The organism is Photobacterium sp. MCCC 1A19761, assembly GCF_037389125.1.
Lineage (GTDB): Bacteria > Pseudomonadota > Gammaproteobacteria > Enterobacterales > Vibrionaceae > Photobacterium.
In genome coordinates, this window is record NZ_JAZGTF010000031.1 from 91118 (window position 1) to 105327 (window position 14210).

The following is a 14210-nucleotide window of genomic DNA, read 5'->3' on the forward strand; positions in this document are numbered from 1 at the left end:
CGTCAGAAGTTAATTCGGGCGGTTAGGACTAACTGCCAGCTGGGCGCTCAGGGCGAAGGGATTAATAATCTAAATCGTCGTCGCCGCCTGCATCACTGTCAGTATCATCGTCGTAACCATTGGCCGATTTACGCTGTGATGCGCAAAGGGTGTAGCTTTTTACTTTATTAGTTGTTTTATAAACATATTTAAGCCAACACTTCGCAAAATTGGAGTTGGCTTCTGTTTCACCGCGAATCTCGGCAAGAAACTGCGATTCAGAATCAGAGATTGGCGCCATGGCACCACTTGCCAGGCCGGCCATGGTTCGGCCGTAATTTTCTAAAAGCGTCGCTTCACTGATTGTAAAAACGCCAGAACGGTTAAAGCCGCGTGGGAAATTTTTATCGTCGTAAAATTTGCCTTCACTTCTCATGTCAATGCTTCCTGATGAGATTTTCGGTGATATTCTTTCAGCCGACTGGTGTTGTAAAACAAATTTTTTTATTTGTGACGATAATAAATTTCGATTAATAATAAGGGGAGCTGACGTGTACTATCACACGTTAAAGATTTAACGCCATGTAAGCTGAGAATACCGTGGATACAGAACTACTTAGAACCTTTCTTGAAGTGACCAAGACCCGTCATTTTGGCCGCGCTGCGGATAACTTATTCCTCACTCAGTCCGCAGTGAGTTTCCGTATCCGCCAGCTGGAATCCCAGCTGGGCAACGAGCTGTTCTCCCGTCAGCGGGGGAATGTTCATCTGACCGCTGCGGGGGAGCGACTTCAGCCTTATGCCGAAGCGATTTTGCAGACCTGGGGTCGGGCACGCCAGGATGTGGCCTTGTCCGATAGCTTAAATAGTCAGGTGACCCTGGGCGCTTCCCCGGTGTTCTGGGAGTTCGATGGGATCTCGGACTGGATCAATCGGATATACGGAACCGTTGAAGGATTGGCATTGCGGCTTGAATCGGTGTCGCGTCAGAGTATGGCCAGACGCTTGCTCGATCGTAGTATTGATGTGTCGATTACCAGTGAGCCGCCGCGAATCGAAAACTTGCAAGTGAGTAAGGTCAGAGATTTCCAGTTGCAACTGGTAAGCCGGGATCCACATTGTGCGATGGATAATATTAAGGCTTATCCATTAGTGTATCTCGATTGGAGTACGCGATTTTCGGTAGAGCATAGTCGGGTGCTGGAACTGCAGAAAACACCGATCATGCATACCCACTCGAGTAAGATGGCTTTGGAGTATTTGCTGAAGAATCGCGCTGTTGGTTATTTGCCGGCCCCGGTTGTTGCGCACAGCGTCGAAGAAGGAGCATTGTTTGCGGTACCGGGTGCACCGGTGATGGAGCAGTCTCTGTATCTGGTTTGGCGGGAAGACAGCGATAAAGCAGATCTGATCGAATCAATGCTTTCCGTTCCATTTAATCAGGTGAGTGAAAGTGTCTAAATTCGATAAAAAAAATTTCACATGACAAGAAAAATAAATTGTTGTACTTGACTGGGTCGGATTGCGTACTCTCCGCGCTGAGGCGGGGACGCCTCAGTCGACAATGCGTTCACCGTATGTGACAGGATGTTAAGTCGTAGTTTTTCCTTGCCGAATCAGCAAGTATTAGCATTTTTGTCATAATTGAATATTATTATTCTGTACCTATTCGTAATGAAATCGGGTTCCTCACTGATTGCATTACGAGTGTTTAACCAATCTGTAGCAGTTTTGTACTCTTGAGCTATGTCAGGAAACGAGTATGGCAAAGTTAGATCAAAAGTTCAGTAAAGGATCTAAATTCAAAAAAAGTTTTGATGATGAAGAAGAATTGTTTGAATTCAGTCAGCCATCAAAGAAGAAGAAGCGTCGTATTGCACGTCAGCGTGACGAATACCAGGATTTTGAGGAGAGTCGAGACTGGGACTACCAGTGACGTTATTCACAGAACAAAACAGACTGGACGCAATTACGCCCGAATGATGTCACCGGAGCCCATGGCTCCGGTGTTTTATTTTCAGCCTTTTTCATAGGTGAAGTCGTTCGGATCAACCTTTTTCGGAAGCATTCCGGTATACTGCCGTCAGTTTAACATCTGCAAGAGTTTGAACCATGCTTGAAAATCTGAGCCTGCCTGAAGATATTGAGAAAGAACCTGAACTGCCGATCCCAGCGTTGGATGAGCAAAAAAGAATTGTTGAAGAGCTGAAGCGGCTCGAAGCAGCCGGTGAGCTGACGCCGGAAATTCTGGAAGCCTATATGACCGGTCAGCGAACACCGGGACAAGCAGATTAATTTATTGACTGGTGAGCGCTTTCGCACTTCCCGTAGCAATTGAATCAAAAACGGCACCCTCAGGGTGCCGTTTTTGATCGGGGCTCATCATTATGAGTTAACACTGGCTTCTTGAGGCAAAGCGCGTTTGTGGCTCAAAGCATATTTGCGACGCAAAGCGAGTGCCCCCAGCACCGATAAACTCGGCAGGAGCCAGCTCAGGTGCTGGGTATAGAGGGGCAACCATTGCTGCAACCACAAATCGCAGGTTTCCGGCATCATCGCCAGCACAGACAGGGTGTCCAGGCCGCCGAAGAGGGTCGCTGTAAACACCAGATATTTCAGGGCTGCGGTATTGGTTGACGGAAAGCAGGCAGCCAGGATCAGGGAGATAGCAATCGGGCACAAAGTCAGGATCAGTGGCAAGCTGAATGTGATCAACTGCTCCAACCCGACGTTGGAGACGATTGCTGTCAGGAGCGTGACGCCGATGGCAACCTGGCTGAATTGGAAATGGTACGTTTGCCGGAAGTATTCAGCATTGGCGTTGGTCAGGCCAACCATGGTGGTCAGGCAGGCTGTCAGGGTAATAATGGCGAGTAAACTCTGACCCAGCGGCCCCAGTACTGCGGCTGCATAACTGGTGAGTATCATGCCGCCGTTGGTTGCATTGGCTGCAATCGCGGATGAGGTGGCCCCGAGATATCCCATTGCCAGGTAACATCCGGACATCAGCAGGATATAAATGCCGGCAATCACGTAACTGTATCGACGAATCTTAGCCGGGGCATGCACGCCCTTGGCTTTGATCGCCTGAATGATCACCCAGCCAAAAGCGACGGCTGCAATTGCATCCAAGGTCATATAACCTTCGAGCAGGCCCTGGGTCAGCGGCGTATCCTGATAGCCTTCCCGGGCTGAGGTGGTGGTCCCCTGGGGATCGAAGAGCGCAGCGACAACCAGGGCACTGAGCATGATGATTAGACCCGGTGTCATAAACTTCCCGATAATATCCACGATTTTCCCGGGTCTGATTGCCAGGAGCAGGCTCAGGGTGCAAAACAGGATTGAGAATGGCAACAACAGATCTGCAGATGTAAAAGGCTTGATGCCCATTTCGTAAGCGACATTCACGGCGCGGGGCAGGACAAATGCCGGTCCCAGTGTGAAAAAGACAGCCAGCCAAAAAGTTTTACCAAGCCAATTCGGTAAGGCATGGGTTAATTTGTCGGCCGCAGATAAACGTCCCAACACCACAATGGTCAACGCGGGAAGCCCGACGGCTGATATCAGAAACCCGGCCATCGCAAGCAGCCATTGCTCACCGGCATTTTGGGCCATCATCGGCGGGAAAATTAGATTACCTGCTCCCAGGAACAGAGCGAAGGTTGTAAAGCCAATGGCTGTGATATCTCTCTTTTTCAATGAAACCACCTTGAGTCCGAAGGGTCAGCATGGTTGGGTTGAAAAGAGAGGGATGCTCATTTCCGCCAGCCAGGCTGACGAAAACACACATCGTCAGCGTCAGTGAATGACGACGACGACAGAGACCAGTGCGTGCGAATGCCCGGCATTGAGAGGCCGGTCAGCAGACAAATTGTTTGCAGTAAAAGTTTGCATACATCACACACTGGGTTAAATAGGTTGGATCCTAACTTAATGTCTGCTTGCTGGGCTGTAAAGCCCTATTTTATGTTGTCTTGGAATTTAATCGGCAGAAGAGCGGTGCAGTGATGAGAGTTTACGCATGTAAATGTTTGATATTAAATAAATTAAGTTCGATTGCTGCAGGTTTCTCTGCCTCCGCTGCGGTGCCAGACAGAGAAACCAAACGGCGAAATGTTACGCGAATAGCAGGGTGTTAAGCTCGTTCAGGCTGGAAACCTGGTAATGCGGCTGAATGCCTTCCGGGGCAGAGTGGCCCTGCGGGTTCAGCCAACAGGTATCAATCCCGGCATTGAGTCCACCAAGAATATCCGAATGCGGATTGTCACCGACCATCAGTATCTGTGCTTTATTTGGGTGGCCCATTTCTGAGAAGGCATGTTCAAAGATTCGGCGGTCTGGTTTTGCTGCGCCGACTTGCTCTGAGATGATCAGGGCAGAAAAGTGATCCTGTAACCCATTGCGTTCTAAGCGGACTTGTTGCAAATCGGTAAACCCATTGGTGATGATCCCGAGGCGGCAGTGTGCTTTCAGGTTATCCAATAACTCTCGTGCGCCCGGGAGCGGCGTACAAATGTCCGCCATGGCCTCAAGGAAGGCCGTGTTCATCGTTTTCGTGGTGATATTGAGTTTATCGGCCCAGGTCTGGAACCGGATATGCTGTAGTTCCTGGGCATTAATCACGCCGTCCTGATAATTGACCCAAAGCGGTTTGTTCACTTCCTGGTAAGTCGCGAAATCCTGGTGGGTAAAGTCAATCCCATAGCGAGAGAACATCAGACGTAGCCCTTCGAAGGCGTCAAAGTGAAACAGGGTTTCGTCTGCGTCAAATAGAATCCATTGATATTTCATTGTGCTTGGTCCATAGACATGACTGCTTTAACAGGGTGTGCAAAGTGCAACACCTGGCAGGCATTTTAGGTTCGTCGGGATCAGAATGCCAGTCTTGTCTGGGGATGAGGATCATTGAAGCGAATGTCGCAAAAAAGTACAGGACAATTAATTAAACCGGTAGGAAAAATTTAGTTGTGCTTTTGCTCGGTTAACTATACTGAGAGGTAAAGGGAATGAGACAGGGAGGCGCTGAATTTCTTTCGAGTCCACCTTTATTTTTATGCCAGGGAGTGAAATGAATGATTGAGGAAATACAGTTTTACGAGCCGGGTGATAGCCATGGATTTCTTTCAAATTTTGCTTCGAGTCCGATCAATCTCAGCGGGATCGTTTGGCCAACCAGCGAGCATTATTATCAGGCCCAGAAGTTTGTAGACTCTGATATTCAAAGCCAAATTCGTGAAGCCGAGACACCGGACGAGGCATTCCGGCTGAGCCGTGAATACAGCGAGCAAGTCAAAGATGACTGGATGGAAGTACGCACGGCGGTCATGCGTTTTATTGTGTTCGAAAAATTCAGGCAGAACCCCCGGCTCGCACATTTACTGGTCAGCACCGGTGATAAAGTGTTGAGAGAACATTCTCACAAAGATGATTTCTGGGGGGATGGCGGTGATGGAACCGGTCGCAATGAACTGGGCAAGATTCTGATGGAAGTTCGCGATTATTTTGCGAATCAGGAACCTTATAATCTCGTTTATTTTGTTGATAGTGCAAAACTGCCGACGAAGTGGGGCATCTTTCAGATGTACGGTTTCATCGAGCAGGCTACAGGAAAAGAGCATCTGGCCTTGGTTTACGGTGATTTGAATGAAGATCAGCCTCCGTTGATCCGTCTTCATTCTGAATGTTTGACCGGCGATGCCTTGTTCAGTGCCCGATGTGATTGCGGCTTTCAGTTAGCCCGGGCGATGGAGAATATCGTCAATGCTGGTAGCGGTGTGCTGTTTTACCTGCGGCAAGAAGGGCGTGGCATTGGGTTGATCAATAAGATCCGGGCGTATCATTTGCAAGATGAGGGTGCCGATACCGTCGAGGCCAATGAACGACTGGGCTTTGCAGCCGATATGCGGGATTACTCATTTTGTCGTGGTATGCTGAGTTTTTTGAATATTCAGTCTGTGCGGTTGATGACAAACAATCCACGTAAAGTGAAAGCGCTTGAGAATGCCGGCATTCAGATTGAAGCCAGGGTGCCACTTCAGGAAGGGAACAATCCACACAACGAGAATTACCTCAGAACCAAAGCGGCCAAATTAGGCCATATGTTTGACTCTGTGTTTATTAAATAACATCGATTGCCCATCAGATGAACCAGGCTCGTTTGATGGGCATCATTTATTGGTTAGTAATCAATGATAATTAGTGATAAATGTCAGAACATTAGAAATAACGCTGAATGATTTCATCAATTCGACCATTTTCCTTGAGTGTTTTTAACCGGCGATTGATAAAGGCTTGTGTGTTTGGATTCATCTGTGGATCAAACGCAAGATAGATCGGATAATCCGGAATCACGGAACGAAACGGTTGAATTCGAAAATCACCTTGTTCTTGGTTTAATTTCGCCAGGTTATACTTCACTCTCGATTCCATTTCGACAAATGCGGCAAATTCAGGAAATTTATGAATGATCCGAAATGCCGCCTGATAATCTTTTACCCTGAGCTCTTCAATCTCTCCCTTTTCAAAGTAAGGCAGGAGCTGTGGATAGTCAAAACCGTGTAACAGTACAATGATTTTCTTATGCATATCCTGAATTGAATGAAACTGAAGATTGCTTTCACGCGTGCTGACGAGCACATGCTTGACGGTATATATCGGGATCTCGGACAAATTCTCAGACTGGACTTTTCCCCAATTCGGACTGCCGTAGGTAATCCAGTTGGGTTCACCGCCAGCTTCCAGCAATGAGATCATTCGGTTAAACGGGTAGGTGTGATAGTTAATCTGATAGGGGCTGTTTTCGAACACGGCTTTGACGATGTCAGTCACAATACCGCTTTGCTGATTATTCTCGCCTGTTATCTGAAAGGGCGTCGCTTGCTTGGCAATGACATAGTAGTTAATCGATTCGGCCTGCGTGCTGAAACTGACTGCGGTGAGTGCAAGCACCGACAAAGCAGAAGATATTTTCTTCATAATGTGTCCTTACATTAACTATCTGATTGAAGAAGCTACTATTATGTTAGTAGAAGAAAGATAAGATGCGAGTTTACGGATGAATAAAGCAAACTGGGATCAAATACCAAAACGGAAGTTAGGCATCGAAAAGCAGTTGCTGATATCAGTTTTGCTGATCAGCACCTTATTTACCTTGTTATCAACATTTCTGAACCTTTATCTAGATTATAAACAGGAACTGGCACGAATCGATGAGCGATTCGTTCAAATTGAAGAGAGCTATTTATCCAGCCTGGTTTCCAGCTTATGGGTGGAAGATCGCGAGCAACTGACGACGCAAGCGGAAGGGATTATGCATCTGCCCGGTATTCATTATCTGGAAATTAAAGATAGTGATGGCGTGATTATTCGTCTGGGATCCATTTTGCCAAAGTATGTCCATCAAAAAAGCTGGAATATGGAGCATTATCTGGGTGAACAGCCTTTTCAACTGGCGACATTAACAGTTCAATCGGATCTCTACCAAGTATATCAGGGGCTGATAGATAAATTTATTTTCTTGCTGATGAGCCAGGCGGTCGAAACGTTTGTGATCGCCGTGGTCATAATTCTGATCATGTATCACCTGGTCGTCTACCCACTGACCCTGATGTCGCGAACCGTGCGGGATCTGGGTGAAGATAAAGTCCCGCGCACGATTCACCTGCCGAAACGATTTTTTCAGGATGAAATCTCCATCCTTACTCGAAGCTATAATCAATCGATTCATCAAATCCGCCAGCATTACAGCCAGTTGGAAGATGCAAGAGCCTATGCCGAGGAAGCAAACCGAAAGAAGAGTGAATTTCTGGCCAATATGAGTCATGAAATTCGCACACCGATGAATGGCATCATCGGTCTTTCGGGATTGATGAAAGAGATGGAGATGCCGGAAGAGCAGAAAGAATTTGTCAACATGCTCAATACCTCTTCGTTGTCGCTACTGGATTTGATCAACGATATTCTGGACTTTTCCAAAATTGAAGCCGGGCGGCTGGAGCTTGAACATAGCTCGCTCAATTTGTTCGAGCTGAACCAGGAAGTGGAGTCTGTCTTCCTGTTACGTGCGGCGGAGAAGCAGTTGTCATTTCAATGTAACATTGATCGGCAAATCACGCCGATGTTACTGGGGGATGCAACCAAACTTCGACAGGTGCTGAATAACCTGATTAGTAATGCTATCAAGTTTACTGAGCGGGGTTATGTTCACCTGAGAGTTGAGCGGGTTGAGGAATCCCCTCAGAGTGCAACGGTGCGTTTTTCTGTGGCTGACAGCGGCATTGGGATCCCGTTGGAGATGCACAGTGCCATTTTTGAGAAGTTTCAGCAGGCAGATGGCACTACCACCCGCAAGTATGGCGGAACCGGATTGGGCTTGGCGATTTGCCGGGAAATAGTTCGCCTGATGGGTGGAGAGTTGGTATTGGAGAGTACTCCGGGTAAAGGGAGTACGTTTTCTTTCGAGATCACGTTGCAAAAAAATGAATTGTTAACACCATCAGAAGGGGATCAGAAGGCGCTGTCGGAGTTGTCTGTGTTGCTGGTGGATGACAGCATGCTGAATATGCGGATTACTTCGGCACAGTTGAAAAATTTTGGTGCTAAATCAACCTGCTGTGAACATGCATCGCAGGCTGCCGATTATGTTTTAACCGCCATTCGTAACCATGAACCGTTTGATTTGGTCTTTATTGATAAAGTCATGCCGGATATGAATGGATTTGAGCTAGCCAAACAACTCAGGGTTCAGTTTGGCGGGCAATGTCCGAGAATGATGATGATTTCCGCAGGTCCTGAAGTCGGTGATGAGGTCCGGGCGAAACAAGCGGGCATCTACTCTTATCTGGCTCGGCCGTACAAAGAAAGCAATTTAAAATGGGCGGTTCAGCAGGTAGTTCAACGACAAGCGATTCACGTCGAAGCGGTACAGGATCTACCAGTGGTTGCGACTGTGACGCAGGGTATTGAGCCGAAGCTGACTATGCCCGAAGCCTACTTATCGTCTTTGCCGGTCCCATCGGCCGGTTCTGGTTGGCGGGCCGAGGATCGCCGAAATAGTCCTGTTGACCTGACTAAACAAGACAAACCGGTTTCGTCCAGTCCCCGCATGACCGTGCTGGTGGTGGAGGATACGATGGTGAACCAGAAAGTCGCGCAAAAAATGCTCGAGAAACTCGGCGTTGCGGTTGAACTTGCTGATAACGGACAACAAGCGGTTGAGAAGTTTCAGCAGCACAAGTTTGATTTGATCTTCATGGACTGTCAGATGCCGGTCATGGATGGTTTTGGTGCCACAGAAGCCATTCGGGCGATTGAGGCTGAAGGCGAGCATGTACCGATCATCGCCCTGACGGCGAATGTTGTGAAGGAAGAGCGGGAGAAATGTCTGGCAGCCGGGATGGATGATTTTGTCTCGAAGCCCGTGAGCCAGCAAAGACTGGCTCAGGTGCTGGAGAAATACTTGCCGCCGAACCGACGTTAGTCATGTGCGTAGATCCGCGATTGTTGTCAGTCGAGTTTGCGTCCGTGACAACGTTTGGAGTTGGGCGCTGTGTCGCTCTACGAAAGATTGTAACTCTCACCCTGGTTATACAGATTGATCACCACGGTCAGGGTATCGTCCCGGGTATCTTCAGAGATATGTTGAATGACGTAGAAATCTGAATCTTTATTTTCGAGGGTCGCGTGGATTAGCCGTAGGACACTGTCCTCAATATCGCCATGCACTTCAATGGTTTCGATGTATTGAAATGGGCCACATTGGATTTCCGAAGGAACCAGGAGCTCCGGGGTCGCGTGGGTTTGGGCGGCCATACCGAGCAGGATGAGGGAAAATAGGGCGCGCTTTATCATGATCGTTCTCTTATCGGGCTAGCGAGTGGCATTGGTATTAATTTGCCTGATTAGAACTTTTTTATTGTCAGTATTGCGTCAAACCTGTCTGTAACCCGGTTCGGCGTGAAACTTTTGGTGTGCTGCTCTGTCAGTAAGGCGAGATTGGGCTGGAACTTCGGACCCTGAACCTGGTATTGAGATTCTGGAACCGGGCATCATAAAAGGGACCCGCCGGGGTCCCTGACGAAAGGTTTGGATTAAGCGACGACACGGCTCTTTTCTGCTCCACGGAGCATGGCGTGGATCAGTTCATTGGCTTCAAACTTGGTCAGTGCCTCATGCGCACCGACTTGGTGGGCCTGCGAGACGCTGATCTCACTGGATAAGGAGGTATGCAGAATCACGTAAGCGTGGTTCAGCTCATGACTGTTTTGGACCTCGAAAGCCAGCTCATATCCGTCTAAACCCGGCATTTCAATATCACTGACCAGAATATCAAACGGGCTACCGCTGCTGGCGGCATGGCGCATCATGTTGAGTGCATCCCGACCGTTAGATGCAATAAAATAAGGAATACTGATGCTGTCGAGAGCCTGGGATAACTGGCGGCGAGCAACGGCGGAGTCGTCGACCAGTAAAATCTTCAGCGGCCGTAAGACTTCCCGCTGAACATCAGTGAGCACAGGATGCAGGTTGTCTGGCTTATCCGGGAAGACCTTTGAAAGTATCAGTTCGACATCCAGCAGTTGGACCAGTTTATGTTCAACTTTCATCACCCCGGTGACGAACACGTTATTCCCAAGCGTAGTGGGCGGGGCTTCAATATCATGCCAGTTACAGGCAGTAATTTTGTCGATCCCCCGGACCAGAAATCCCACCAACATCCGCCGACAGTCGGTGACGATGATGTAACAGGTTTTCAGTTCATCTTTGCTTAGCGGCGGATAGCCGACAGCTTTGGCCATATCGATGACCGGTAGCGTATCGCCCCGCAAGGTTGCGGCGCCCAAAATCGTCGGATGAGAGTGGGGAATGGCAGTGAGCTGGGAATAAGGAACAATCTCTTTGACCTTGAGCGTCCCAATGGCAAAAGACTGTCGCTGTGTCAGGTGAAAAAGCAGCATTCCCTGAGATTGATTTGTCGCATTTTTAATCATGATTCAATCCCTGTTTGCACGAGAGCAATGACGTTGGACACACCCATTATAGTAACGTGTTCTGAATGAAATAGGAATTGATGTGATTGATACGACAATGAATTCCTTTCTCTGCGTTGTGACTCTTTTCCCCGGCGGTCTGGAAGTCTCCATACTGGCTTTGATGTAGCACTTATTATTTTTCCTATCAAAATATGCCTGATAGGTATATTGCTATTCATCCACAAAAAACCAAATGGTTGGAAGATAAATCTATAACTGCTGCGAAATCTTGCACGTTCATCGCCGATTTTATTGAGGTGACCTTGAAAAAAATCAATCCTTTTCGCAAAGAAAAAAAACTGCGCTATGACTGAATACATCCCCGATGAGAAAGCTATCGGTGTGTGCTTGCAATGTTTGTGGTAGCTGCGGCGGATATCACCCGGACCGAGTTGATCGGCATAAACCGGATTAAGTGAATAACAATAACGTGGAGTGAAACATGAACAAGGGATTTAACCGAAGTAAAGTTGCTGGCGTTGTTGCTGCAATGCTGATGGCCGGCGTCGCCGGAACGGCGCATGCGGCACCGGCACACGATAAGCAAGTGATTGGGTATTTGACTCAGTGGGAAGCGTGGAAAGGCCCGAATGAAGGTTTTAGTGTGAAAGGGGAAGCCACGCACTTAAACATTGATATGGATATTTACTCGATCCTTAACTTCTCGTTCTTCGGTGTGGCAAAGGATGGCTCGTTGCACAGCGGGGATTTACGCAATAAAAATATCTATCAGCCTGATGTCCAGCAAGAGCCTGGACCATTGTTGCACCCGGATGTTTATTCCAGCTGGGATTTCCACATTCTTTGGGGAGAGCTGGAGTATATTCACCAATACCCGGTTGATGAGCCCTGGAATGCCGAACAGCTGAAAAAAGTGCGCGATCAGGGCTTTGTTCCTCACGGCGGGGGGTGGCTGCATGAACCAACCGGGATCACCGGTCAGTTTCCGATCCCGCTGAAGAAAGCCGGTGGTGCTCCGGGGCTGATTGACTTGGCCCATCAGAAAGGAGTAAAGGTCATGGCCTCGCTCGGGGGGTGGAGTATGTCGAAACACTTCCCGGAGATGGCTGCCGATCCGGTGAAGAAGGCACGTTTCCTGGCCGATATCGATAAGCTGATGGCACTGGGGTTTGACGGGATCGACATTGACTGGGAGTTTCCGGGGAGCGGGGGGATGAACTTCCCTGGCAATCCGACAGACTTTGCTGATTTTGAGCAGTTAATGGAAGATATTCGTGGGCGGATTGGACCGAACAAACTGCTGACTGCTGCTTTCTCGGCCGCGCCGGCGAAACTTGAAGGGTATAACTGGCAGCGTCTTGTTGCCTCAATGGACTACTTCAACATGATGACCTACGACCTCAATGGCGGTTGGTCAAATGTCGCCGGGCATAACTCGCCATTGTATGGTTATCCGGAAGAAGAGTTTGCCGAGTTCAACCTGGATTACCTGCGCAACTGGATGGCAGCAAAAGGCGTTCCGGCTAATAAGATTAACTTCGGCGCAGCATTTTATGGTCGTGGTGTTCAAACCACAGAGCCGGTGTCTTACGTTGGAGCGCCGACAGACAAACGGACCGTGAACTTCAGTGTTGATGGCCCGACGTTGTCTGCGGCGGATTTGGACAACTGGAAGCTGTTCGAAGGTCAGCCGAACTATAACTACATTATGAAGCAGCCGGGATGGGAGCATAAATGGGATGCGAATGCCCAGGTGCCTTATGCTGTGAAAGGCAAATACTTCCTCAGTTACGATGATGTTCAGGCCATTGAGAAAAAGGCTCAGTACATTGTAGATAACCAACTGGGCGGGGTGATTGTCTGGCAGGCCCATGGTGATATTGAGTGTAAAGGAACCTTCATTAATCGTGGGCCTCGACTCAAAGAATGTACCCAGTTAAGTTCACCACTGGCGGAAGCCATTGATCGGGTCTTTAGTGCCGGGACGGTGCCGAATGCTGCGCCGGTCCTGACGGTACCGGCGGCACAAAATGCCAACGCCGGCCAGGTCATTAGCTTTGTTGTCTCCGCAACGGATGCAGATGCAGACCCGCTGATGTTCACGGCAGCCAATGCAACGGTCGTTGAAAATGGTGATGGTACGGCGACGGTGACCTATCAGGCACCGAATACTGCAACCGACTTGCAGGCGGTTGTGACCGTGACAGTGAGCGACGGGCGTAAACAAGTGGTCAAAGATGTTGTGGTCAATGTGAAAGGCTCCGGCGATGTCGGAAATACAGCGCCTGTTCTTTCTGCACCGGCAACAGCTACAGTAGCCAGTGGCCAGCAGGTCGTGATTTCAGTGACGGCTGATGATGCGAATGGTGATGCGCTGACTTATACCGCTTCCAGCGGGACGGTTGGTGCGACCGCGACGGGCGCCGACATTACGTTCACAGCGCCTGCCGTCACTGCCGATACCAACGTCGATCTGGTTATCACCGTCTCTGACGGGCAGGCAACCGCCAGCGCGACAGTCGTTGTCACCGTCACGGCAGATGCGTTGCCTGTTTGGGATGCGAACCAGGTTTATGTTGGGGGCGATGTTGTGGTCTATAACGGTATGAAATATAAAGCGAAGTGGTGGACTAGAGGAGAACAGCCCGGAACCAGCGACGTTTGGCAACAAATCTGACCGGCACTAAACCGAGACTTATTATGAGTCGATAACTACAGCCCTGCATGTTGCAGGGCTGTTTGTTTTGGGCTACACCGCGAGGACAAATACCCGTGGCGGCACTATAGTTAAGTTGACAAGGGATGGTTGGTTCGGCTCAACAGGGACGGTCATGAGTCTGGGATGCTTGGCTATTGATGAAGGTGGGCGGTTATGGAGCTACGTAACAAGTCTGGAGAGATTGCCAAACTTGCTGATAATCTGACATTGAAAGAAATTGTCGATATGGGGTTCACCTTGGACATTTGCGATGAAAGCTATGACCCCAATGAGCATTGGCAGGCGTCGGGTCGAGAACGTCGGCGTAAACAAGGTGAATATCCGTCTGATAAGTAGGAAGGGCTGGAGTTGAGCAAAAGCTGGCGAAATGCCGGCTTTTGTCGTTACAGGACACACATCGCGTTGGTCTTTGGTTGATGAATTTTTATCCATTCGAACACGCCGAATGTGACCCCCGTCATGTCTGCTGAATCAAGACTTTATTTTTAAGTGGGGTCTGACATGATGGCGTTACGCACCCC

At 48.9% G+C, this 14210-nt stretch carries 13 protein-coding genes; 7 read left to right on the plus strand and 6 right to left on the minus strand.

Annotated features, from left to right (window positions below):
• Positions 1–61: 61 nt before the first annotated feature.
• Entirely contained in the window at positions 62–415 is a 354-nt protein-coding gene (gene maoP, locus VV869_RS20850; protein ID WP_337736863.1) for a DUF413 domain-containing protein, read from the minus strand.
• Between the two features lie 164 nt (positions 416–579).
• On the opposite strand from maoP, the gene hdfR reads away from it, so the two are divergent.
• From hdfR to VV869_RS20865, 3 genes are all read left to right on the plus strand, one after another.
• Entirely contained in the window at positions 580–1440 is an 861-nt protein-coding gene (gene hdfR, locus VV869_RS20855) for an HTH-type transcriptional regulator HdfR (protein ID WP_337736864.1), read from the plus strand.
• 301 nt (positions 1441–1741) lie between these two features.
• On the plus strand, positions 1742–1915 hold the full coding sequence (locus VV869_RS20860; protein WP_337736865.1) for a hypothetical protein: 174 nt from the start codon (positions 1742–1744) through the stop codon (positions 1913–1915).
• 176 nt (positions 1916–2091) lie between these two features.
• Entirely contained in the window at positions 2092–2274 is a 183-nt protein-coding gene (locus VV869_RS20865) for an ATPase (protein ID WP_261604361.1), read from the plus strand.
• A 90-nt stretch (positions 2275–2364) separates the two neighbouring features.
• Here VV869_RS20865 and brnQ read toward each other — a convergent pair whose 3' ends face one another.
• On the minus strand, positions 2365–3678 hold the full coding sequence (brnQ, locus tag VV869_RS20870) for a branched-chain amino acid transport system II carrier protein (protein ID WP_337736866.1): 1314 nt from the start codon (positions 3676–3678) through the stop codon (positions 2365–2367).
• A gap of 417 nt (positions 3679–4095) precedes the next feature.
• Positions 4096–4770 (minus strand): pyrimidine 5'-nucleotidase, encoded by a 675-nt coding sequence (gene yjjG, locus VV869_RS20875; protein ID WP_337736867.1) that lies wholly within the window; start codon positions 4768–4770, stop codon positions 4096–4098.
• 281 nt (positions 4771–5051) lie between these two features.
• Between yjjG and ribA the strand changes: the two genes are divergently transcribed.
• Positions 5052–6104 (plus strand): GTP cyclohydrolase II, encoded by a 1053-nt coding sequence (gene ribA / locus VV869_RS20880; RefSeq protein ID WP_337736868.1) that lies wholly within the window; start codon positions 5052–5054, stop codon positions 6102–6104.
• 91 nt (positions 6105–6195) lie between these two features.
• On the opposite strand, the gene VV869_RS20885 is transcribed toward ribA, so the two are convergent.
• The gene (locus tag VV869_RS20885; protein WP_337736869.1) at positions 6196–6954 is read right to left on the minus strand and encodes a substrate-binding periplasmic protein; all 759 of its coding nucleotides are present in this window, start codon (positions 6952–6954) and stop codon (positions 6196–6198) included.
• Between the two features lie 79 nt (positions 6955–7033).
• On the opposite strand from VV869_RS20885, the gene VV869_RS20890 reads away from it, so the two are divergent.
• The gene (locus VV869_RS20890; RefSeq protein ID WP_337736870.1) at positions 7034–9457 is read left to right on the plus strand and encodes a response regulator; all 2424 of its coding nucleotides are present in this window, start codon (positions 7034–7036) and stop codon (positions 9455–9457) included.
• Between the two features lie 77 nt (positions 9458–9534).
• Here the strand turns inward: VV869_RS20890 and VV869_RS20895 are convergent, their stop codons facing one another.
• Positions 9535–9828: a hypothetical protein gene (locus VV869_RS20895; RefSeq protein ID WP_337736871.1), complete on the minus strand. Its 294-nt coding sequence runs from the start codon at positions 9826–9828 to the stop codon at positions 9535–9537.
• A gap of 239 nt (positions 9829–10067) precedes the next feature.
• Positions 10068–10967 (minus strand): chemotaxis protein, encoded by a 900-nt coding sequence (locus VV869_RS20900; protein ID WP_337736872.1) that lies wholly within the window; start codon positions 10965–10967, stop codon positions 10068–10070.
• A gap of 484 nt (positions 10968–11451) precedes the next feature.
• Here VV869_RS20900 and VV869_RS20905 point away from each other — a divergent pair, with 484 nt between their 5' ends.
• Positions 11452–13647, plus strand: coding sequence for a glycosyl hydrolase family 18 protein (locus VV869_RS20905; protein ID WP_337736873.1), 2196 nt, complete (start codon positions 11452–11454; stop codon positions 13645–13647).
• 195 nt (positions 13648–13842) lie between these two features.
• Positions 13843–14025 carry a hypothetical protein gene (locus VV869_RS20910; RefSeq protein ID WP_337736874.1) on the plus strand — a complete coding sequence of 61 codons (183 nt, stop codon included), beginning with the start codon at positions 13843–13845 and terminating at the stop codon, positions 14023–14025.
• Positions 14026–14210 lie beyond the last annotated feature (185 nt).

Bases quoted from the DNA above. Each gene is read 5' to 3' on its own strand.
- ribA (WP_337736868.1), top strand. From the start codon at position 5,052: ATGATTGAGGAAATACAGTTTTACGAGCCGGGTGATAGCCATGGATTT.
- VV869_RS20895 (WP_337736871.1), bottom strand. From the start codon at position 9,828: ATGATAAAGCGCGCCCTATTTTCCCTCATCCTGCTCGGTATGGCCGCC.
- VV869_RS20890 (WP_337736870.1), top strand. From the start codon at position 7,034: ATGAATAAAGCAAACTGGGATCAAATACCAAAACGGAAGTTAGGCATC.
- maoP (WP_337736863.1), bottom strand. From the start codon at position 415: ATGAGAAGTGAAGGCAAATTTTACGACGATAAAAATTTCCCACGCGGC.
- yjjG (WP_337736867.1), bottom strand. From the start codon at position 4,770: ATGAAATATCAATGGATTCTATTTGACGCAGACGAAACCCTGTTTCAC.
- VV869_RS20885 (WP_337736869.1), bottom strand. From the start codon at position 6,954: ATGAAGAAAATATCTTCTGCTTTGTCGGTGCTTGCACTCACCGCAGTC.
- VV869_RS20905 (WP_337736873.1), top strand. From the start codon at position 11,452: ATGAACAAGGGATTTAACCGAAGTAAAGTTGCTGGCGTTGTTGCTGCA.
- VV869_RS20910 (WP_337736874.1), top strand. From the start codon at position 13,843: ATGGAGCTACGTAACAAGTCTGGAGAGATTGCCAAACTTGCTGATAAT.
- VV869_RS20865 (WP_261604361.1), top strand. From the start codon at position 2,092: ATGCTTGAAAATCTGAGCCTGCCTGAAGATATTGAGAAAGAACCTGAA.
- VV869_RS20860 (WP_337736865.1), top strand. From the start codon at position 1,742: ATGGCAAAGTTAGATCAAAAGTTCAGTAAAGGATCTAAATTCAAAAAA.
- VV869_RS20900 (WP_337736872.1), bottom strand. From the start codon at position 10,967: ATGATTAAAAATGCGACAAATCAATCTCAGGGAATGCTGCTTTTTCAC.